Below are 20,899 nucleotides of genomic sequence, written 5' to 3'. Positions count from 1 at the left end.
CCGCGGAGTCTACCAGCTTCGTCGGCAACTGGCGCGAGTGGGACCATGCACACCGACCTGTGGAATTTTGCCCTGAATCTTTACGCCCGCCCAGGTGTGGAGGCGGCCTGCCTGCACTGGCAGGATCAAGGCGGCGATGTCTGCCTGCTGCTTTGCGCGGCGTGGCTCAACAAACGCGGTGTAGTAGCAAGTGATCAACGGGTGCAAGCGCTGCGCGAGTCGGCCGAGACCTGGCAGACCGACGTGATCAAACCACTACGCAGCCTGCGTCAACAATGGCGCAAAGCGGCCGTACAGGATCCGCAGTTGGCGAGCTTGCGTGAGCACGTGAAGGGACTGGAACTGGAAGCAGAACGCGTCTTGCTGGAGCGCTTGCAGGGGGTCTGTGAAGGCTGGGCAGCAACAACCGAACCTGGCGCCGACTGGCTGCAATGTCTGGCGCCAATGGACGCCGGTTTGCACCACGACGCGCTGCACAAGCTGCGCGCCGTGATGCAGTCGACTCAGGATCCCGAAGACGGCGTCTGAGACGGCGTTACCGAGGATGCAGGTGCAGGCGTTGTGCTCGCCGATGCAGTGGCTGCAGGTGCTGGCGTTGGCACAGTGGCAGGCTTGGCAGGTGCTTTCGCCGTAACAGGCTTGGCCGCTGCTGGCTTGGCTAGTGCCTTCGCCGCTGCGGGTTTGGCCGCAGGCCTGGCTGGTGCTTTCGCGGCAACAGGTTTGGCCGCTGCTTTCGCTGCTACTGGCTTGGCTGCTGGTTTGGCTGCTGCGGGTTTAGCTGCGGCAGTCCTGACCGCTGGTTTGGCAGCAGGTTTAGCAGCGGCTTTGGCCGCAGGCTTGGCTGCAGGTTTTGTCGCAGCAGGTTTGGCAGGCGCTTTAGCGGCAGCAGGTTTAGCCGCTGCAGTTCTGACCACAGGCTTGGCGGGTGTTTTTGCCGCTACAGGCTTGGCAGCGGTACGCACAGGGGCTTTTGCCGCTGCTGGCTTGGCGGCTGCTTTGACCGCTGGTTTGGCGGCAGGTTTGCTCGCGGCCTTGGCCGGTGCCTTGGCGGCCGGTTTGGCAACTGCAGGCGCAGGTTTTGCCAAACGCTGAGTCAGCGCCTTGGCAGCAGCTTCCTTGACCTTGCCAACACCCTGGGCCAGCTTCAGGCTTTCCTGGGCATCACGCTTGAGTTGCAGAATATAGGTACGCGTCTGCGACTGGCGCTCTTTGAGCGAGTCGAGCAACTCTTCCAGTTCAGCTGCTGCCGACTTGGCCTTGGCCTGTGCCTTGGCTTTTCCGGACTTGGCCGCATCCTGCAATTTGAGACGAGAATTGTGCAGTTTTTCTTGTGCCTTACCGCGTTGCTTTTCCAACTTGGCAAGCAGTTTTTCAGCATCAGCCAGCGCTTGTGAGCAGGCATTTTCCAAATGATCGAGCAGGCTGCCCGAGAGTTGCTGGAGCAGGTGCAACGGCGTACTTACTGGCTTCTTATTGGCCGACATGGTTTACCTCCTGGCTGACGAGAGTGCGGCTCATACTATGCTTCTGCTGCTACCGCCGCTAGGGCATGTTGACAGTATCGAAGGCGCCGCGTTGCATGCCTGGGCAAAGTTGTTATCGCTGCAGCTGGAATCAAGTGTAGATGCTTCACAAAGTGTTGCTGATATTTACACGAGGTCGCAGGCGAAGGCTGGCATACTTTATTTCCACTGAAGCAGGAGTGAGCCAGTGTCGCGCTATCTAATACTAGCTGTTTTTCTATTGCCGGCAGCGCTCATGGCAGCGCCTGCCAATACCACGACAAATGAACACGACCTGGCTTACAGCCTGGGCGCAAGCCTGGGGGAACGCTTACGCACGGAAGTTCCCGACCTGCAGTTGGAAGCCTTGCTTGAGGGATTACGTCATGCTTATCAGAACAAGCCGCTAGCCCTGAGCAAAGAACGCATGGCGGTAATACTCAGCGAACATGAAACCCGGGCCAATGAAACGGCGCTACACGCACAAAACGAACAATTGCTGACAGCGGAAAAACGTTTCATGGCCACTGAGCGAGCCCGCGCCGGTGTCCGCGAATTGGCTGACGGTATTCTCATCAATGAACTGGTCAAGGGTACTGGCGGCAAACCTACTGCCAAGGGCAAAGTCCAGGTTCGCTATGTCGGCAAGTTGCCAGACGGCACTGTCTTCGATCAGAACCAGCAAGCGCAGTGGTTCAACCTGGACAGTGTGATCGAAGGGTGGCAAGTGGCGTTGCCAGAAATGGCGACAGGATCGAAGTGGCGCCTGGTAATTCCTTCAGCCCAGGCTTATGGCGCCGAAGGCGCGGGCGACCTGATTGCGCCCTATACGCCACTGGTGTTCGAGATCGAGTTGCTTGGAGTCGCCGACTGACGCGTCGGCACACCACTCAAGCCTGTAACGCGCCCTCTTCATTGTGCGCGTTGTGCAGTACTTCGATCAGGCAGTCTTCGAGTTCGAAACGCTCGCGTAGCTGACCACCGAGGTTTTTCAACTCTTCGGCGAAACGCTCAATATCGTTGCAATCACCTTTGTGACAGTGATCGTTGAACGACAATGCCTTTTCAGTGCTCACATCGATACGCGGGTTGATCTGTTCGGCCAGCTCCAGCCCGCGCGCGTCACCAAATGCCTTGGCCTCGCTGGCCAGTTGTTCACACACCTCGAAGTGCCAGGCGGAAACATAATCCACGAGGATTTCGCAAAAGCGCCCATTCAATGACTTGTCGGCAAAGGCCGGCTTCGCGTCGCGCAGCTCACGAAAGGCTTTCACCAGCTCCTCACGCTCTTCCAGCAAGCGGTCAATGAGCTTGTGAACCCCACCCCAGCGTTCCTGAGCATTCTGACAACTATCTAGCATGGCGATCTCTTCCCTTCTGGGTAATGCTCCTGCCCCTGCCCGCAAGTGTGCGCAGCAAAGGTGAAATCGGCAGGCGGCATCGAGCAGCTGTGTTTTCGGTATGCGTGCAGGGAGATTATTCCCGTGCGCCCTTGGCTTCAAGGTACGCAGGCGACAAAGTTCATACAAGTGTTTAATCCCACTCGGACTTGCCGCCGGTCGCTTGCACCTGGACCCTATCGCTTCAGCTTTTTGCCGGATGGCTGATGAGCGAACGCCTGTGCGCGGGCAGGCGCAAGAGGAGTAGAGCGGCCAGCAGCACAAATGACAGCAGGCTCCACTCAGGAATCGTCAAGTCGAGAAAACTCCAGTTGATGGGCATGCATTCAGGGCTGCCGAGCACCATGATCTTGAGCAACTGACTCAGAGGCATGCTCTCGGCAAAATAGCCCATCGATGACTGGCAGCCAATGTTCAAAGGCGGCGTGCCTTGCAACCACACATGCCTGGCCGCGAGCAACGCCCCTCCCGCGGCACATAACAGCGCCAGCGCCGCGTATATGCGTGTGCCCAGGCGTCCGGGGGCTTGCACCACTGCGCATAGGCAGACCACTGTAAAGCCCCCCAGACACAACCGCTGGCTATAGCACAACGGACATGGCTCCAGCGCCATACCCCATTCAAGATAGGACGCAGCAGCCAGCATCAGCACCGAGGCCAGCAACGCCGGAAGGAACATTGAACGCAAGCGGGCCAACGGCATGGGAGTTCCGGAATCGAGATAGACAAGTTTCAACGGTAGAGGAAAGTCGCATCTTGTTTCAAGGCGCGACTAATAGGGTAAATCGTTGACTACAAAGAGAATAGTCGTGAAGTGAGCCGGAAATTTCTTCAGATGTTGCCGGAAAAGGAAGTGATAGCGTGTAAGCATTTTCGTCAACGGCTTGGGCTCGCGGATTGGCGCAAGCCCAAGGGTACCTCAAGCTCGAACAGCCTCCGGCAAGGGCAACGCCAGCAGGCGCTGGTCAAGCAGGCCCAACCCCTCCTGGAACAACTGGTTGCTGCGCTCGGTATCACCCAATCCGGCCAACAGACGCGCCAGTTCGGCGCAGGCCTCGGGATTGCGCTGCAGTCGCAAGCTACTTTCCAGGTAATCGCGCGCCTTGCCCCACAGGCGGTTCTGCAGGCTCAACCGCCCCAAGGTGAGCAACAGGCCAGGGTCATCGCCATGCTGCTTCAACCAGCCTTCGGCGGTCTGTAGCTGGCGCGCCAGGTCGGTCCCGCGCACCAGACCATAGAGCCGCGCCAAGTGGCTTTCGTACTGGCGCTTGAGTGCAGTACGCAGGACCTCCTCGGCCTCGCTCTCCGCCCCCAGCTGACGTAGTTGCTCGGCATAGGCCAAGACCAGCTGCGGCTCCTGACGCTGGGCGGCAGTAAGCTGCTGCCAGGCCCGCTCCAGGGACTGACGGGCACTCTGCTCTTCACCTTCACGGCTGGCGGCCAGGCTGAGGTTCTCTCCCCAGGCTCGGCGCTCCAGCTCCGCCAGTTCAATGGAGGGCAAGACCTTGTCCTTGCGCAACTCTGGCAACAACCGGATCAGCGCCGACCAGTCCCCGCGTTCGCGGTACAACCGTTGCAGCAGGCGGAGTACCTGGACGTTATGCGGGTGACGCTCCTGCATGGCCTGCAACGTGACCAGGGCCGCATCACTCTCACCATGATCCATCTGCAACTGGGCATGGCTCAAGGCGATAGCCAGTTCCGCTTGCGGCTGGCGCTCCAGCGCGCGCTCAAGCAGGTTGTCACGGTCTTCGCTGCGCCCCAGTTCATTAGCGGCCCGCGCAGCGCCCAGGTAGTACAGCAGCGGTTGACGCTCGGCCTCAGCGGCGCGTTGCAGGTGGCGTTGGGCACTGGCCCAGCGCCCCTCAGCCAGGTCCAGTTGGCCCTGTTCAATGGCCAGGCGGGTTCGACGGCTGCGATTGCGCCGCGACCAGGGGTTGACCACGCCGCTGGAGGTCAGTACCAGGCCGACCAGGTAGCGCACCAGCAGCACAGCCAGGATGATACCGACCAACACCGCCAGTGCCGCCCAGAGTCCTGACTGATAACGAAAGCTGCCGTAGGAAATCAGCACATAGCCGCTGTGCTTGGCGATCGCGATCCCGAGCGCGGCGGCGGCGACAATGGCCACGACCACCAACAGGTAGACGCGCTTCATGGCTTGGCCTCCTCGACCGGCAGGTGCCGACGCTCAAGGTAAGCTTGCACAGCACTGAGACTGTCCGCCAGGTCCGGGACCACCACCGACACCGTTTCCTCGGCCAATGCATTGAGGCTGTCGAGCATTGCCTTGCTTTGCGGGTTGTCCGGGTTGAAGTTGGCCAGCAGGACGCTACGCGCATCGTCCAGGGCCTGGGTATAGACCTTCGCTTCGCCGTTAAGCGCTGCCCACTGGGCATGCTCGATGGTCAGACTCAGCGCCAGGCGCAGTTGATTGAGCGACTGCCCGGCAAGCAACGGACGAATGTTCTCGTCAGCGTTGAAATCAATCTGGAAATACTTGGACAACTCGGCCCACCACTGCGACCAGCGACTGGCGCCATCGCCATCGGCGGTCAAGGCGCCCAGTGCATCGGCATCGCTGTTGAACTCCGGCGACAGGGCACTGAGCTGCTGCACGAGCTCACGCTGGGCTGCCAGCTTCAGGAACAAGCCGGTACGGTCCGGTTGCTGGACGCTGTTGAGAGTGGCCAGACTCTTGGCCAGTTGCTCGCGGGCGGCAAAAGCACCCGGGTCGCTCTGCTCGCGCAGGATGTCATCGGCACCCTGGACCAGTGCGCGGGCGCTGACGATGTCCTGCAGGGCAGACAAACGCAGACTCGCCAGGCGCAGTAAATGCTCGGCCTCTGCCAGGCGCCAGTCCTTGCGGCTGGCACCAAGGATGGTTTCCAGGCGCTGGCTCAGACGCTGTTGATCACCCTGCAATTGAGCCACCAGACGGCGACGGTCTTCGAGTTCGGTGGCTGCAGGCAAAGCTGCCAACTGCGTCGACATCTGCTGCTCACGCAATTGCAGTGCCTGGGTCTTTTCGCTCAAGGTTTGCAGGTACTGACCCTGACCTTGTTCGGCGCCCTGAAGCTGGCGCACCTGCCATACCCCCCAACCACCGACGGCAACGCCCGCAGCACCGAGCAGCAAGGCCAGGATTGCAAGACCATTGCCCGAACGCTTGCCCGGTGTGGTGGTGGAGGGTTGAGACGCTTCTGGCGTCGATTGCAAGTCATCGTTGGGCAAGACAGTTTCGCTCACGTATCCATCCTTTGCATTGGGCTCGTCGCCAATCAGCTTAGCGCTTCAGAGGGCAGGTGCAGGCATTTGCTGCAGGGCTGCCAACAACGCCGCGGCACTGGCACCGCGGCAGTCCACTACATTCTGTGCCCCGGCATCCCTGGCTTGCGCGGCAACACGCGAGCTGGGTACGAACAGCGGCAGCTGCGCCAGCTGCGGCCAATCATCCGCGGCCAGTTGCCGCAGGTGTTCAAAACCCTGCCCACTGCTGACTACCAGGCCGTTCAGGTGTTCCCCGGCAACACGCGCGGACAAGGTGCCGCCCGGGTAGACCGGCAGGTAGCGGCGGTAGAGTTCCAGATAATCGACACTAGCACCTTGCTCGGTGAGACGCTCGGCGAGCAATTCGCGCCCTCCTTCGCCACGCATGATCAATACCCGCGGTGCCGGGCCGGCAATGGCCTGATGCAACACCGGTAGCTGCAGCAGCGCCTCGCTGTCGTCGCCGGCCGCTGGATAGCTGACCTGACAGCCATGGTCCTGGAGAATCTGCGCAGATGCAGCGCCCACGGTAAACCAGGCTGACCGAGGCAGCTGCGGCCAATAGCGGGACAGTTCAGCCAGCCCAAGACGAGCAGCCGGCTTGCTGACCACGATAATCGCAGCGTAGCGATCAAACCTGCGCAACAGGCCGAGCCGGGCCTCATCCAGGCTCAGCGCCTCGATTTCGAGCAGTGGCAGGCTGCTGCTGATAACCCCTTGTTCAGCCAGCACCTGTGCCAGCGCAGCGCATTCTTCCGCCGGCCGGGTCAGGAGCAGGCGCCAGTTGCTCACGGGTGACCGGCCTCGCCATAGACGGCTTTGAGGATGTCCTCGGCGCCTTGTTTGAGCAGGTCTTCGGCCACCTGAATACCCAAAGCTTCAGCATCGTTGCGCGGCGCACGGGCCTGGGCGGTCAGCAATTTGCCGCCACTGGGCTCACCCACCAGGCCTCGTAGCCACAGCTGGTCACCTTCCAGCACGGCGTAACAGGCAATCGGCACCTGGCAACCGCCATTGAGATGCTTGTTCAGCGCCCGCTCGGCAGTCACGCGATCAGCGGTGTCCTTGTGATGCAGCGGCGCCAGCAGTGCATGAATCTCGCTGTCGGCGCTGCGGCATTCAATACCCACGGCGCCCTGGCCACCGGCAGGCAGACTGTCTTCGACACTGATACCCGAGGCAATGCGGTCTTCGAAGCCGAGACGGATCAGGCCGGCCGCGGCGAGGATGATCGCGTCGTACTCGCCGGCATCGAGTTTGGCCAGGCGGGTGTTGACGTTGCCGCGCAAGAAACGGATCTCGAGGTCCGGGCGACGGGCCAGCAACTGGGCCTGACGGCGCAAGCTGGAAGTGCCTACAACACTGCCGGCAGGCAGGTCATCGAGGCTCTTGAAGGTATTGGAAACAAAGGCGTCACGCGGGTCTTCGCGCTCGCAGATGCAATACAGGCCCAGACCTTCGGGGAAGTCCATAGGCACGTCTTTCATCGAGTGCACGGCGATGTCGGCCTGGTTTTCCAGCAGCGCGGTTTCCAGTTCCTTGACGAACAGCCCCTTGCCACCAATCTTCGACAGCGGCGAGTCGAGCAGCTTGTCGCCGCGGCTGACCATCGGCACCAAGGTAACCAGCAGACCAGGATGCGCTTGCTCCAGGCGTGCTTTGACGTATTCGGCCTGCCACAGGGCAAGGGCACTTTTGCGCGTGGCAATGCGGATTTCATGAGTGGACATGGATCGATCCGTACAAGATTGATGTAACGGATGATAACAGTTCATTCCGACCCGCTTGCAGATCTATGTCATAGGAGAAATGAACCATCCTTGGTAGGAGTACTCTCCAATCCCTGTCTAAAGCTGCTGCATCATCTTGCGCACGCCTGCCACATGCCTGCGGCTGACAATCAATGCATCACCATTGAGCCCCTTCAGATACAACTGAAAATGCCCTAGCGGCGTGCGTTGCAGACGCTCGATGCGATTGCGGGCAACCAGGGCATTGCGGTGAATACGTACGAAACGATCGCCAAACTCGTCTTCCAGCGCCTTGAGTGGCTCATCCAGGAGCACTTCGCCGGCTTCATGGCGCAGGGTCACGTATTTGTGGTCGGCGATGAAGTAAATCACCTGATCCAGCGGGATCAGCTCGATACCCTTGCGGGTTCGGGCACTGATATGGCTGCGTGGCCCACTGCCGCTCTCGGCAGCCGGCCGCGTCAGTGCCGCCAGTTGTACCCGACTGGGACGCTCGGCCTTTCTCAACGCTTCTCGCAGGGCGTCGGCCGCAACCGGTTTGAGCACATAGCCCAGGGTGCTGTCCATGAAGGACTGCACGGTGAATTCGTCATCACCGGTACAGAACACCACGGCAGGCGGGGCTTCGCGCTCACACAGGCGGGCAGCGACCTGAAGACCATCCAGGCCCGGCATGCGGATGTCGAGCAGGACCACCTCGGGCTTGAGGCTGTCAATCAGGGCCAGAGCCTCTTCGCCATTGGTGGCGCTGGGCTCCAGCACTGTATAGCCCCCGAGTTCGCCAAGCAGTCGGCTCAGGCGTTCCCGGGCTTGGAGTTCGTCATCAACGATCAGGACATTCATATTGCGCTGGATTCCTGCGTGAGTCTCGCACAAGGGTAGCGTAGACAGGTGAGGTGACGACCGTCACGGCGATCCACGCTCAGACTCGCACGATGGCTAAAGATTCACTGGTCGGCAGGAAACATGCCGATCCTCTGTCCAACTGTAGACGGTTGCCGGAACGCTGCCGTTCATTCGATAAATATCCTGTTGCACGCGTGTTGTCGCCTGCCTCTGGCGCGACATAATCACGCATTTGCCCCGACCGCCGCCCTGCGGCACGGCGCTCAACCCTGTTATCATCGGCGCCACTTTTCCGTTCACGCCTTCAACGAGTGAATCCATGAGCACCGACAAGACCAATCAGTCCTGGGGCGGCCGCTTCAGTGAGCCCGTCGACGCCTTCGTCGCCCGTTTCACCGCCTCCGTCAATTTTGACCAGCGCCTGTACCGCCACGACATCATGGGTTCGATCGCCCACGCCACCATGTTGGCGAAGGTCGGCGTGCTCACCGACGCCGAGCGCGACACCATCATCGATGGCCTGAAGACCATCCAGGGTGAAATCGAGGCCGGCAACTTCGACTGGCGCGTCGACCTCGAAGACGTGCACATGAACATCGAAGCACGCCTGACCGACCGCATCGGCATCACCGGTAAAAAGCTGCACACCGGCCGCAGCCGCAACGACCAGGTCGCCACCGACATCCGCCTGTGGCTGCGTGACGAAATCGACCTGATCCTGGCCGAAATCACTCGCTTGCAGAAAGGCCTGCTGGAACAGGCCGAGCGTGAAGCCGAGACCATCATGCCCGGCTTCACCCACCTGCAGACCGCCCAGCCGGTGACCTTTGGCCACCACCTGCTGGCCTGGTTCGAGATGCTCAGCCGTGACTACGAGCGCCTGGTCGACTGCCGCAAGCGCACCAACCGCATGCCCCTGGGCAGCGCCGCACTGGCGGGCACCACCTACCCGATCGATCGCGAACTGACCTGCCAGCTGCTGGGCTTCGAAGCCGTAGGTGGCAACTCGCTGGACGGCGTCTCCGACCGCGACTTCGCCATTGAATTCTGCGCCGCCGCCAGCGTCGCAATGATGCACCTGTCGCGCTTCTCCGAAGAACTGGTGCTGTGGACCAGTGCCCAGTTCCAGTTCATCGACCTGCCTGACCGCTTCTGCACCGGCAGCTCGATCATGCCGCAGAAGAAGAACCCGGACGTTCCGGAGCTGGTTCGCGGCAAGACCGGCCGTGTGTTCGGCGCCCTCACCGGCCTGCTGACCCTGATGAAAGGCCAGCCGCTGGCCTACAACAAGGACAACCAGGAAGATAAAGAGCCGTTGTTCGACGCCGCCGACACCCTGCGCGACTCGCTGCGTGCCTTTGCCGACATGATCCCGGCAATCAAACCGCGCCACGCGATCATGCGCGAAGCCGCCCTGCGTGGTTTCTCCACCGCCACTGACCTGGCCGACTACTTGGTGCGCCGTGGCCTGCCGTTCCGTGACTGCCATGAGATCGTCGGCCACGCGGTCAAATACGGTGTTGATAGCGGCAAAGACCTGGCCGAGATGAGCCTGGACGAACTGCGCCAGTTCAGCGACCAGATCGAGCAGGACGTGTTCGCCGTGCTGACCCTCGAAGGCTCAGTCAACGCCCGTGACCACATTGGTGGTACTGCACCGGCCCAGGTGCGGGCCGCAGTAGTACGCGGCAAGGCGCTGCTGGCCAGCCGTTAAGCCAGAGCACAGGCTCGCCGGCGTCCTGCCGCGAGCCTGCTGCATCAGCTGTCAGCGCTTGCCGCTACGCACCATTTCGAGGAACGCCGGCATCTGCGCTTCCTTGTCGGCCGCGATCTTCTGCACATTCGGATTGTTCTTGAAGCGCTCAAGCAGCTCGCGCGCCTGCGGGAAGTCTTCCAGCACATCGATGCCCAATACCTTCTTGCCCACCGCATAAGCCAGATCGACGCTAAAGCAGAACAGCACATCGGCAATGGTCAGGCTATCGCCGGCTACATACGGGCTGAACTTACCGTTGCGCTTGAGGGTGGCAATACCCGCCAGCAGCTCGCCCTTGGCCTTGTCCTTGATGGCCGGGTCGACCTGAGCACCAAAGAAGGCTTCGGGGTAGCAGGCGCGGGCAGGCAACTCGATGTACAGCTCGATCTCCTTGGCCAGCTCGTGCACCTTGGCCTGGGCGAAAACCCCTTCCGGCAACAGCGCCTTACCCGCCTGGGTCTGCTCGATGTAATCGAGGATCAGGTTGGTTTCACTGAGAAAGCCGTGCTCGGTCTCCAGCGCCGGCACCTTGCCGCGTGGACTGATCTTCAGCGCTTCGGGGCTCTGGCCGCCGAAAAACAGCACCTCTTCAAACGGTACGCCCTTTTCCAGCAGCGCCAGTTTGACCATGTTGTAGTAGTTGCTGACCGCGAATCCATGAAGCTTGAGCATGAAAACAGCCTCCAGGCCGTAAAGGGGTTGGCCGGGTTGTTATAGACCCATGGCGGGGTACTGACCAGCATCATGGAGATTGTCGATAGCAAGGCATTGACGTCTGGCTCGTGGCAAACTGGCCCCCCCTCAGAGGAGATCGCCCATGAGCGAGCCAACCGATATCGACAACGACGAAGAAGAGTTCGCCGAGTCGACCCTGATCGAAGCGATCGAAAACCAGATCGAAAGCGACAATCCACCTGCCGCCAAAGCCACGTTCAACAAACTGACGCTGGTAGGTTACGAGCGCGAAGACATTCTCAATCTCATGGCCCACGTGCTGGCCTACGAGATTGACGCGATGCTAGAGGACGACCGTGCGTTCAATACCCAATGGTATGAAACCGCCCTACGCGCCCTGCCCGATCTGCCGCCTGAAAAGGACTGAAGCAAAGCAGGATTTCCCTGACTACACTGCAAAACCAGGCACCGGCGACGGTGCTGCCCTCCTTGTCTGGAAGTCGGAGTCTCTATGTCGTTTACCCCCGAACTGATTGCCGAGCTGGAAGTCCTTGCCCTGTTCAACCTGGATAGCAGCCAGGAAGGCATCAAGGTCCATAACACTGCCTCCAAAGACGTTATCGATGCCGCACAGCGCCTTTACGATAAAAAACTGACTGACCAACCCGACGGTGGTTACCTGACAAGCCTGGGGCATGATGCTGCCGAGCATGTACAACAGTTGCTGACCATCCTGAAGCTCGCCCAGCCGGCCTGATACTAATTTGTGGGAGCGGACTCATCCGCGAAGGACTGCGCAGCAGTCCCGTCATTTGGGGCCGCTACGCGCCCCTTCGCGGATGAATCCGCCCCCAGCGCGTTAGTAAAATGGCGTCAAAATTAAATTAGCGCTTAAACTTGCCACTGCTCCCCCTGACGGCCGGTTTTAGCTCGCGATGAACCACCCCCACGAAATTCGCCCCGACCTTGATCAGGGCATTGACCGCAAGGTGCTCAGCCAGCTGCGCCAACGCTTCCTGACGCTCAATCAAGGTCGCCTGGCCCGAGCGATGGAAGGGTTGTCGAGCCGCCAGCAGCAAGTGCTGACCCTGCTGCCGCTGTTCTTGCACGTCAACCACCCGCTGCTGCCCGGCTACGTGTCCGGAACCACGCCGGCAGGTGTCGCGAATTTCGAACCTGATGCGCAGTTGCTGGCCGAAGCCCAACGCCTGACGCGTTCCTTCTCCTACAAGGCGCGCCGTGGCAACCCGCCGCAACCGATTCACGGGTTGTTCCTGATGGGCAGCCTGGGCACGCTTGCCCAGGCCGAACAGAGCGACATGGATGTCTGGGTATGCCACGCAGCCGATCTGAGTGACAGTGAACTGGCAGAACTGCGCAAAAAGTGTCGGCTCCTGGAAGTCTGGGCCGCCAGTCAGGGTACCGAAGCCCACCTGTTCCTGATCGAGCCAGAAAGCTTCGTCAAAGGCGAACGCAACGGCCAACTGAGTTCCGATGACTGCGGCACCACCCAACATTACCTGCTGCTCGACGAGTTCTACCGCACCGCTCTCTGGCTCGCCGGACGTACCCCTTTGTGGTGGTTGGTACCGGTCTACGAAGAACCGCGCTATCACCACTACATCGAAACCCTCCAGTCCAAGCGCTTCGTGCGCGCCGAGGACAACCTCGACCTGGGCCATCTGGCACATATCCCACCCGGCGAATTCGTCGGCGCTGGGCTCTGGCAGTTGTTCAAGGGGATCGAGTCGCCCTACAAATCGGTGCTCAAGCTGCTGCTGACCGAGGTGTATGCCAGCGAACACCCGCAGGTGCAGTGCCTGAGCCTTCAGTTCAAGCAAGCAGTGTTCGCCAATCGCCTTGACCTCGACGAGCTCGATCCTTACATGATGGTCTACCGGCGTATCGAGCAGTACTTGCAAGGGCGCGGCGAACACCAACGCCTGGAGCTGGTGCGCCGCAGCCTGTACCTGAAAGTGAACAAGAAACTCAGTGGCCTGCCCCGCCAACGCAGCGCCAGCTGGCAGCGCGACCTACTGCAGCGGCTAAGCCAGGAGTGGGGCTGGGACGAACGCCAACTGGCCCTGCTCGACAGCCGCAGTCAGTGGAAAGTGCGCCAGGTGGCTATCGAACGCCGGGAGCTGGTGGCCGAGCTCAACTACAGCTACCGCTTCCTGTGCCAGTTCGCCCGCAGCCAGAACGCTACAAGCCGCATCGACCAACGCGACCTCAGCGTCCTCGGACGGCGCCTGTATGCAGCATTCGAGCGCCGCGCCGGCAAAGTCGAGTTCATCAACCCGGGGATAGCCCCGGATCTGGCCGAAGACACCCTGACCCTGGTCCAGTCACCCAACCGCAAAGAACTCGGGCAGGTTCACTGGGGCTTGTACAATGGCAACCTTGGCGCTCACGAGTGGGAACACTTCGCCCCGATCAAGCGCTGTCGCGAATTGCTCGAACTGCTGACCTGGGCTCACCGCAACGGCGTGATCGACAGCACTACACGCCTGGCCTTGCACCCAGGCAGCAGCGACCTGAGCGAATATGAACTGTTCAACCTGCTCGGTAGTCTGCAACAGAGCGTCGCCCTGCCCCTGCAAACGGTCAGCGAGCAGCGCCTGCTGCAGCCAAGCGTGGCTGACGAGATCCTCTTGCTGGTCAACGTCGGCATCGACCCGCTGCAGCACCATCGCGACCTGAACATTCTGATGACCACCGAGCGCACCGACTCACTGAGTTATGCCGGTGTGCGCGAGAACCTGGTGCTGACGCTGGACCAGGTCACACTCAACAGCTGGAACGAGGTTCAGGTCCATCGCTACGATGGCGAACATGCCTTGCTGCGCTGCTTGCGCGACTACCTCAACAGCCTCGGTGACTCCCGGCACCTGCCCAGAGTGCGGGTGCGCTGCTTCTGCCACAACCGCGCCCAGGCCATCGCCCAGCGGGTAGAGGAGGTATTCACCACCGCCCAGACACTACTGGTGCAGAACCTCAACTATCGCTATCTGCTGCAGGTCCAGCAACACACTCATGTACTGGAGCTGCAGGCCGGCGCGGTGAACCTGATCACGCTTGATGATCAGGACGCCGTGCTGCGTTACCTCAGCGAAGAACGCAGCGACTACAGCCCGCTGCACCTGGACGCCAACGCCTTGCAGGAGCTGGACCTGGCGCAGGTCTTGCCCCTGGGGCAGCCGCAATGCATCCAGCTTTTCTATCGAGTGCAGGATGCCTGGGCGGATGTCTATGTACTGGATGAGCACAACGCTCTATGGCAACAACACCTGCCGTACCACGATGAAAGCAGCCTGCTGCTGCCGTTGCAGCGCTTTTTGCAATCGATCGTTTTCCGCCGTGAAGCGCGTTTGCCACTGGACAGCCTGCAGGCCCGGGGCTCGCTGGAGATTCTTTATTACCAATTGTTGCCATCTGGTACCGGCAAGGTCCGCCAGGTGGATGCGCGGCAGGTCGAGATCAAGGCGCTCGACAAGCCCTACTACGAAGTACAGGCGATCTTGCAGGCAGGCGCCAGCGACGACGTGCAGGTCACGCTTTACTGCAATCAGCGGGAGTTTTCCGAGCTTGAGCACGGCGACCAGCTGTATGCCGTGGTCGCCCGCGAGATCATCGGGCAGCGCCGCGAGGCCGAGCGCTACCGTTGCTACATCACCGACCTGGACCTGTCCGGCCTGCTGGCCGACGGCCTGGGATCAAGCATTCTCTACCTGCGCTACAAGGGCGAACTGGAGCGGGCGCTCAACGCAGCCCTGGCGCAGGCGTAAGGCTCAGAGGTCGAAGTCGCCAGCGGCTTCTGGCTGGTACTCGACTTCCAGCAGCTTGAGCTTGAGGGTCTTGCCGCCCGGTGCCGGCCAATCGATCTGCTCACCCACCGACAGCCCCAGCAAAGCGCTGCCGATCGGCGCGAGGATCGAGATCTTGCCCTCATCGGCATTGGCATCCTTCGGATAGACCAGCGTCAGGTGGTAGTCCTTGCCGCTGGCTTCTTCGCGGCAATGAACCCGGGAGTTCATGGTCACGACACCGGCCGGAACTTCCTCGTGACCGACCTGCTCGGCGCGGTCCAGCTCGTCCTGCAAGGCGAGCACACCCTTCGAGTCCTGCGTCTTCTCATCGAGGCTGTCGATCAGACGCTCGAGACGCTGAACGTCCAATCGGGTGACGATAATGGAAGGCTTGGTGCTCATGATCCAGTCAGGCTCCTTTTTTTGAGCGATATAAAGCAAAACCCCGCCCAAGGGCGGGGTTTGCAGGAATTCGGCACAGCCGAAGCACGTTCGACACTACCACAGCCAAGTAAATACACAATACCCGGGGGGTTTAAGCCAAACCTGCCAACTGACGACGGCTGTGAGCCTCTCGGCAGATCTGCCGGCGCTGCTCATCATCCGCCGAGCGCCACTGGCGAATGTCCTCGACATGCCGGAAACAGCCAACACAGACTTTGTGCTCATCCAACCGACAGGTACTGATGCACGGCGACGGCACTGCCGGGCTGACATTGCTGTAGAGCGGCTTGGCCGGCTTTGGTGCGCTGTTCATCTCAGATTTCTTCGAAGTCGAGCTTGACGCCCGCACGCTCCCAGACGATGCGTTCAAGCATCTCGCCGAGCAACTCTTCGCTCTTCTCGCAGGTCCACTTACCGTTTGTTTCATCGTAGTCGAAGTGGAAGCCACCGGACTTGTCGGCCAGCCACAGTTGGCGCAACGGCTCCTGGCGGCTGAAGATCAGCTGGGCGCCGTCTTCGAACTTGATGGTCAGGATCCCTGCCGAGTTCTCCATGTCCAGATCCAGATCAGCTTCGTCGAACAGGTCTTCCAGGGCCTGTTGGGTCGCGTCGACCAGGTCGTGAAAACGCGCTTCGGTCAAACTCATTGCAAGAACCTCAAAAATGTCTGCACACACGCAAGCCGGGCAAGATACGAGCGCGGCGCGCCGAATGCAAAGGATACCGACCTGCGTCAGCCGGCGCAGCCACTACACCGCCCGACGGCGGGCTGCCTACATAGGCAAGGCGGCAGGTGCTCGGTATACTCGGGCGTAATACTGCTTATTTCAAAGGATTACGCCATGAAGCGCCTGATCTCCTCCCTCGCGGCGCTCGTCGCGATTGCCTGTCTTGTTTCCGCCTGCGGCCAGAAGGGCCCGCTGTACCTGCCAGACGACAGTAAAGACGGTCAAAAGTCGCAATCGCACAAGCATCAGTAAGGGTAACCCATGGACGCTTTCAACTACCGCGACGGTGAACTGTTCGCGGAAGGCGTGGCCTTGTCGGCCATTGCCGAACGTTTCGGCACGCCAACCTACGTCTACTCGCGCGCCCACATCGAGGCCCAGTACCGTAGTTATGCCGACGCACTGCAAGGTGTTTCGCACCTGGTCTGCTTTGCCGTCAAAGCCAACTCCAACCTCGGCGTGTTGAATCTGCTGGCCCGTCTGGGCGCAGGTTTCGACATCGTTTCCGGTGGTGAGCTGGAGCGTGTCCTGGCTGCGGGTGGTCGCGCCGACCGCGTGGTCTTCTCCGGAGTCGGCAAGACCCGTGAAGACATGCGTCGTGCCCTGGAAGTCGGCGTGCATTGCTTCAACGTCGAATCCACCGACGAGCTCGAGCGCCTGCAGGTGGTTGCCGCCGAAATGGGCCTGCGCGCCCCGATTTCGCTGCGGGTCAACCCGGACGTCGACGCCGGCACCCACCCGTACATCTCCACGGGCCTGAAAGAAAACAAGTTCGGTATCGCCATCGCCGATGCTGAAGAGGTCTACATTCGCGCCGCCCAGCTGCCAAACCTGGAAGTGCTCGGTGTCGATTGCCACATCGGTTCGCAGCTGACCACTCTGGAGCCCTTCCTCGACGCCCTCGACCGCCTGCTGGCGCTGATCGACCGCCTCGGCGACTGCGGCATCCACCTGCGTCACCTGGACCTGGGTGGCGGTATCGGTGTGCGTTACCGTGATGAAGAGCCGCCGCTGGCGGGCGACTACATCAAGGCCATTCGCGAGCGCGTCGGCGAGCGCGATCTGGCCCTGGTGTTCGAGCCCGGCCGCTACATTGTGGCCAACGCTGGTGTCCTGCTGACCCGCGTCGAATACCTCAAGCACACCGAACATAAAGACTTCGCCATCGTCGATGCGGCCATGAACGACCTGATTCGTCCGGCCCTGTACCAGGCCTGGATGAACGTCACCGCCGTGCAGCCGCGCACCGGTGAAGGGCGTACCTACGACGTGGTCGGGCCGATCTGCGAAACCGGCGATTTCCTGGCCAAGGAGCGCACGCTCAACCTGGCCGAAGGCGATCTGCTGGCGGTGCACTCGGCGGGCGCCTATGGTTTTGTCATGAGCTCGAACTACAACACCCGTGGTCGCTGTGCCGAAGTCCTGGTCGATGCTGACCAGGCGTTCGAAGTGCGCCGCCGGGAAACCGTAGCCGAGTTGTTCGCCGGCGAAAGCCTGCTGCCGGAGTAAACCCATGCTGCTGCGTTTTACCAAAATGCATGGGCTGGGCAACGACTTCATGGTCCTTGACCTGGTCAGCCAGCATGCGCACATCCTGCCCAAGCACGCCAAGCAATGGGGTGATCGGCACACCGGTATCGGCTTCGACCAGTTGCTGATCGTCGAAGCACCGAGCAATCCGGAAGTGGACTTCCGCTACCGGATCTTCAATGCCGACGGTTCCGAAGTCGAGCAATGTGGCAACGGTGCGCGCTGCTTCGCCCGCTTCGTGCTGGACAAACGTCTGACCGCGAAAAAACGCATCCGCGTTGAAACCAAGGGCGGCATCATCGAACTGGACGTGCGCAACGACGGACAAATCTGCGTCGACATGGGCCCGCCACGGCTAGTGCCGGCCGACATTCCGTTCGATGCTCCGAACCAGGCCCTGAGCTACCCGCTGGACGTGGCTGGACAGCACGTCGAACTGGCTGCCGTGTCAATGGGTAACCCCCACGCTGTGCTGCGGGTCAACGACATCAACAGTGCCCCGGTTCACGAACTGGGCCCACAGATCGAGCACCATCCGCGCTTCCCGCAGCGGGTCAACGTCGGTTTCATCCAGGTCATTGACCGCCACCGCGCCCAATTGCGCGTTTGGGAACGCGGCGCCGGGGAAACCCAGGCCTGCGGTACCGGCGCTTGCGCAGCTGCCGTGGCCGCGATCAGCCAGGGCTGGATGGATTCGCCGTTGCTGATCGACCTTCCTGGTGGGCGCCTGTCCATCGAATGGGGAGGGCCAGGCAAGCCGGTACTGATGACCGGCCCAGCCGTACGCGTCTTTGAAGGACAGGTTCGTCTATGAGTGAGTACCAACCATGACCGATCAGCCCCAGGCTCCTGCCGAACAGCCCACCGACCTTAGCGCCGAGGGCTCGACGCCCGCCTTCGGGGCTGAGGCCGTGGTTGCCTACCTGCGTGACAACCCGACGTTCTTCGCTGAACACGACGAGCTGCTCAGCGAGCTGCACATCCCCCATCAGCGCGGCGACAGTGTTTCGCTGGTGGAGCGCCAGCTCAAGCTGCTGCGCGAGCGCAACATCGAGATGCGCCACCGCCTCTCGCAGTTGATGGACGTGGCCCGTGACAACGACCGGCTGTTCGACAAAACCCGTCGGCTGATTCTCGACCTGCTCGACGCCGACAGCCTGGAGACCGTGGTCATGGCCGTCGAAGACAGCCTGCGCCAGGAATTCAAGGTACCCTTCGTCAGCCTGATCCTGTTCGGTGAAAGCGCCGCACCTGTTGGCCGTTGGGTCAATAGCGCCGACGCCCAGCAAGCCATCGGTGGCCTGTTGTGCAGCGGCAAGACGGTCAGCGGCAACCTGCGCGACCATGAACTGGACTTCCTGTTTGGTGAAGAACAGCGCAAGGAAGTCGGCTCCACCGCCGTCGCCACCCTGAATCACCAGGGCCTGCATGGTGTATTGGCAATCGCCAGCCGTGACCCACAGCACTACAAAAGCACCGTCGGCACCCTGTTCCTCGGCTACATCGCCGAAGTGCTGGGCCGCGTGGTGCCACGCTTTACCCAGACCCTGCGCCCGGTGCGCTGATGGAACGCCAGCTGCAGGCCTTCAGCGCGCACCTGCGCAATGAACGCCAGGTGTCCGAGCACACCCAGCTGGCCTACCGCCGCGACCTCGACAGTGTCCTGGCGTTCTGCGCCAAAGCCGGTATCGGCAGCTGGAATGCCCTGCAGATCCAGCACCTGCGCCAGCTGATCGCCCGCCAGCATCACCAGGGTCAGTCATCTCGTAGCCTGGCTCGCCTGCTCTCGGCAGTGCGCGGCTTCTACCGCTACCTCAACCGCGAAGGCGTATGCAGCCATGATCCGGCCAATGGCCTGTCGGCGCCCAAGGGTGAACGACGCCTGCCGAAAACCCTCGACACCGACCGTGCTTTGCAATTGCTCGAAGGCGCCGTGGAAGACGATTTCCTTGCCCGGCGCGACCAAGCCATGCTCGAACTGTTTTACTCCTCCGGCTTGCGCTTGTCGGAGCTGACCAGCCTCAATACCGACCAGCTCGACCTACCGGCTGGTCTGGTCCAGGTGCATGGCAAGGGCAGCAAGACCCGGGTGCTGCCGGTTGGTCGCAAGGCACGCGAAGCCTTGGAACAATGGCTTGCGCTACGGGGCATCAGCGCCCCGCAGGACAACGCAGTATTTGTCAGCCGCCAGGGGCGCCGCCTCGGCCCACGCGCCATCCAGTTGCGCGTACAGGCTGCCGGCGAGCGTGAGTTGGGCCAGAACCTGCACCCGCACATGCTGCGGCACTCTTTTGCCAGCCACCTGCTGGAGTCGTCCCAGGACCTGCGCGCCGTACAAGAGATGCTCGGCCACGCCGACATTGCCACCACGCAGATCTACACTCACCTTGATTTCCAGCACTTGGCCGCCGTCTATGACAGCGCCCATCCTCGGGCCAAACGCAGTAAGGGCAGCGATTCATGAGTATCAAGCTGATCACCTTCGATCTGGACGACACACTGTGGGACACCGCACCGGTGATTGTCAGCGCTGAAGCCATTTTGCGTGACTGGCTGGCCGCCAATGCGCCGGACCTGGGCGCAGTACCGGTGGAGCACCTGTACGCCATCCGTGAACGTCTGGTGCAGGCTGAGCCCGGGCTCAAGCACCGCATCAGCGCCTTGCGCCGCCGCGTGCTGTTTCGCGCACTCGAGGACGTCGGCTACAGCGAGAACAAAGCCCGCGAGCTTGCCAACGAAGGCTTTGAAGTGTTCCTCCACGCTCGCCATCAGATCGATATCTTCCCTGAGGTCCAGCCGGTACTGGAAATTCTCCGCCACAGCTATACCCTCGGCGTGGTCACCAACGGCAATGCCGATGTGCGCCGCCTGGGGCTTGCCGACTACTTCAAGTTTGCCCTGTGTGCCGAGGACCTGGGGATCGGCAAGCCCGACCCGCAGCCCTTCCTCGAAGCCCTGCGCCAGGGCCAGGTCGAAGCCCATGCAGCAGTGCATATCGGCGATCATCCCGGCGACGATATTACCGGGGCTCAGCGCGCCGGTCTGCGGGCGATCTGGTTCAACCCACAAGGCAAGACCTGGGAGGCCGAGACCCGGCCCGACGCCGAGATCCAGCGCCTTTCACAACTGCCCGAGCTGCTCAACAGCTGGCGCTGAATCGCGGCCACAAAAAAGCCCGCAGCGACGGCGGG

The 20,899-nt window shown here is 61.3% G+C and carries 24 protein-coding genes and 1 pseudogene; 12 read left to right on the top strand and 13 right to left on the bottom strand.

All coding sequences use genetic code 11. The features are described 5' to 3' along the window. The first annotated feature begins 45 nt into the window (after window positions 1–45). Complete coding sequence (locus tag ACRESH_RS12555) at window positions 46–528, top strand: TIGR02444 family protein (RefSeq protein ID WP_431742298.1); 483 nt, start codon at window positions 46–48, stop codon at window positions 526–528. Here ACRESH_RS12555 and ACRESH_RS12550 read toward each other — a convergent pair. After that, window positions 504–1,484 carry an AlgP family protein gene (locus ACRESH_RS12550; protein WP_431742297.1) on the bottom strand — a complete coding sequence of 327 codons (981 nt, stop codon included), beginning with the start codon at window positions 1,482–1,484 and terminating at the stop codon, window positions 504–506. The genes ACRESH_RS12555 and ACRESH_RS12550 overlap by 25 nt on opposite strands. 226 nt (window positions 1,485–1,710) lie before the next feature. Here ACRESH_RS12550 and ACRESH_RS12545 point away from each other — a divergent pair, with 226 nt between their 5' ends. Next, complete coding sequence (locus ACRESH_RS12545; protein WP_431742296.1) at window positions 1,711–2,376, top strand: FKBP-type peptidyl-prolyl cis-trans isomerase; 666 nt, start codon at window positions 1,711–1,713, stop codon at window positions 2,374–2,376. Between the two features lie 16 nt (window positions 2,377–2,392). On the opposite strand, the gene rsd is transcribed toward ACRESH_RS12545, so the two are convergent. From rsd to ACRESH_RS12505, 8 genes and pseudogenes are all read right to left on the bottom strand, one after another. Beyond that, complete coding sequence (gene rsd / locus ACRESH_RS12540; protein WP_431742295.1) at window positions 2,393–2,863, bottom strand: sigma D regulator; 471 nt, start codon at window positions 2,861–2,863, stop codon at window positions 2,393–2,395. 223 nt (window positions 2,864–3,086) lie between these two features. Then, on the bottom strand, window positions 3,087–3,605 hold the full coding sequence (locus ACRESH_RS12535) for a disulfide bond formation protein B (RefSeq protein ID WP_431742294.1): 519 nt from the start codon (window positions 3,603–3,605) through the stop codon (window positions 3,087–3,089). Window positions 3,606–3,821: 216 nt separating this feature from the next. Further along, window positions 3,822–5,060 (bottom strand): heme biosynthesis protein HemY, encoded by a 1,239-nt coding sequence (locus ACRESH_RS12530; protein ID WP_431742293.1) that lies wholly within the window; start codon window positions 5,058–5,060, stop codon window positions 3,822–3,824. After that, window positions 5,057–6,151 (bottom strand): uroporphyrinogen-III C-methyltransferase, encoded by a 1,095-nt coding sequence (locus ACRESH_RS12525; RefSeq protein WP_431742292.1) that lies wholly within the window; start codon window positions 6,149–6,151, stop codon window positions 5,057–5,059. The genes ACRESH_RS12530 and ACRESH_RS12525 overlap by 4 nt, the downstream gene beginning before the upstream one ends. A gap of 45 nt (window positions 6,152–6,196) precedes the next feature. Next, window positions 6,197–6,964 (bottom strand): uroporphyrinogen-III synthase, encoded by a 768-nt coding sequence (locus ACRESH_RS12520; protein WP_431742291.1) that lies wholly within the window; start codon window positions 6,962–6,964, stop codon window positions 6,197–6,199. Beyond that, a complete protein-coding gene (gene hemC / locus ACRESH_RS12515) occupies window positions 6,961–7,902 on the bottom strand; it encodes a hydroxymethylbilane synthase (protein WP_431742290.1) in 942 nt (313 codons plus the stop codon). The genes ACRESH_RS12520 and hemC overlap by 4 nt, the downstream gene beginning before the upstream one ends. Window positions 7,903–8,019: 117 nt before the next feature. Further along, a complete protein-coding gene (locus ACRESH_RS12510; RefSeq protein ID WP_431742289.1) occupies window positions 8,020–8,766 on the bottom strand; it encodes a LytR/AlgR family response regulator transcription factor in 747 nt (248 codons plus the stop codon). Further along, window positions 8,763–8,870, bottom strand: a pseudogene (locus tag ACRESH_RS12505) (sensor histidine kinase); the annotation flags it as partial. The gene ACRESH_RS12510 and the pseudogene ACRESH_RS12505, both read right to left, overlap by 4 nt. Before the next feature lie 218 nt (window positions 8,871–9,088). Between ACRESH_RS12505 and argH the strand changes: the two are divergent. After that, window positions 9,089–10,483: an argininosuccinate lyase gene (argH, locus tag ACRESH_RS12500; protein WP_431742288.1), complete on the top strand. Its 1,395-nt coding sequence runs from the start codon at window positions 9,089–9,091 to the stop codon at window positions 10,481–10,483. A gap of 51 nt (window positions 10,484–10,534) precedes the next feature. Here argH and ACRESH_RS12495 read toward each other — a convergent pair whose 3' ends face one another. Next, on the bottom strand, window positions 10,535–11,197 hold the full coding sequence (locus tag ACRESH_RS12495; protein ID WP_431742287.1) for a glutathione S-transferase: 663 nt from the start codon (window positions 11,195–11,197) through the stop codon (window positions 10,535–10,537). Between the two features lie 145 nt (window positions 11,198–11,342). Here ACRESH_RS12495 and ACRESH_RS12490 point away from each other — a divergent pair, with 145 nt between their 5' ends. From ACRESH_RS12490 to ACRESH_RS12480, 3 genes are all read left to right on the top strand, one after another. After that, the gene (locus ACRESH_RS12490) at window positions 11,343–11,627 is read left to right on the top strand and encodes a hypothetical protein (RefSeq protein WP_431742286.1); all 285 of its coding nucleotides are present in this window, start codon (window positions 11,343–11,345) and stop codon (window positions 11,625–11,627) included. An 84-nt stretch (window positions 11,628–11,711) separates the two neighbouring features. Then, entirely contained in the window at window positions 11,712–11,957 is a 246-nt protein-coding gene (locus ACRESH_RS12485) for a TIGR02647 family protein (protein WP_431742285.1), read from the top strand. 178 nt (window positions 11,958–12,135) lie between these two features. Continuing rightward, window positions 12,136–14,985, top strand: coding sequence for a class I adenylate cyclase (locus ACRESH_RS12480; RefSeq protein ID WP_431742284.1), 2,850 nt, complete (start codon window positions 12,136–12,138; stop codon window positions 14,983–14,985). Window positions 14,986–14,988: 3 nt separating this feature from the next. Here ACRESH_RS12480 and rnk read toward each other — a convergent pair whose 3' ends face one another. From rnk to cyaY, 3 genes are all read right to left on the bottom strand, one after another. Next, entirely contained in the window at window positions 14,989–15,408 is a 420-nt protein-coding gene (gene rnk, locus ACRESH_RS12475; protein ID WP_431742283.1) for a nucleoside diphosphate kinase regulator, read from the bottom strand. 133 nt (window positions 15,409–15,541) lie between these two features. After that, window positions 15,542–15,763, bottom strand: a complete 222-nt coding sequence (locus ACRESH_RS12470; protein WP_431742282.1) for a DUF1289 domain-containing protein — start codon at window positions 15,761–15,763, stop codon at window positions 15,542–15,544. Between the two features lies 1 nt (window position 15,764). Then, window positions 15,765–16,097, bottom strand: coding sequence for an iron donor protein CyaY (gene cyaY, locus ACRESH_RS12465; protein WP_431742281.1), 333 nt, complete (start codon window positions 16,095–16,097; stop codon window positions 15,765–15,767). Window positions 16,098–16,292: 195 nt separating this feature from the next. Here cyaY and lptM point away from each other — a divergent pair, with 195 nt between their 5' ends. Genes lptM through ACRESH_RS12435 form a run of 6 tightly spaced genes read left to right on the top strand, consistent with a single transcriptional unit; the run spans window position 16,293 to window position 20,864 of the window. Beyond that, complete coding sequence (lptM, locus tag ACRESH_RS12460) at window positions 16,293–16,430, top strand: LPS translocon maturation chaperone LptM (protein WP_128321863.1); 138 nt, start codon at window positions 16,293–16,295, stop codon at window positions 16,428–16,430. Between the two features lie 9 nt (window positions 16,431–16,439). After that, a complete protein-coding gene (gene lysA, locus ACRESH_RS12455) occupies window positions 16,440–17,687 on the top strand; it encodes a diaminopimelate decarboxylase (protein ID WP_431742280.1) in 1,248 nt (415 codons plus the stop codon). Between the two features lie 4 nt (window positions 17,688–17,691). After that, on the top strand, window positions 17,692–18,522 hold the full coding sequence (dapF, locus tag ACRESH_RS12450; protein WP_431742279.1) for a diaminopimelate epimerase: 831 nt from the start codon (window positions 17,692–17,694) through the stop codon (window positions 18,520–18,522). 13 nt (window positions 18,523–18,535) lie between these two features. Further along, entirely contained in the window at window positions 18,536–19,273 is a 738-nt protein-coding gene (locus tag ACRESH_RS12445; protein WP_431742278.1) for a DUF484 family protein, read from the top strand. Continuing rightward, on the top strand, window positions 19,273–20,172 hold the full coding sequence (gene xerC / locus ACRESH_RS12440; RefSeq protein WP_431742277.1) for a tyrosine recombinase XerC: 900 nt from the start codon (window positions 19,273–19,275) through the stop codon (window positions 20,170–20,172). Before ACRESH_RS12445 ends, xerC begins: the two co-directional genes overlap by 1 nt. Next, window positions 20,169–20,864 (top strand): HAD family hydrolase, encoded by a 696-nt coding sequence (locus ACRESH_RS12435; protein ID WP_431742276.1) that lies wholly within the window; start codon window positions 20,169–20,171, stop codon window positions 20,862–20,864. The genes xerC and ACRESH_RS12435 overlap by 4 nt, the downstream gene beginning before the upstream one ends. Window positions 20,865–20,899: the final 35 nt, after the last annotated feature.

Source organism: Pseudomonas sp., assembly GCF_050739775.1.
GTDB lineage: Bacteria > Pseudomonadota > Gammaproteobacteria > Pseudomonadales > Pseudomonadaceae > Aquipseudomonas.
Note: the sequence above shows the minus strand (reverse complement) of the source record. Positions and strands in the feature narration are given on the sequence as shown.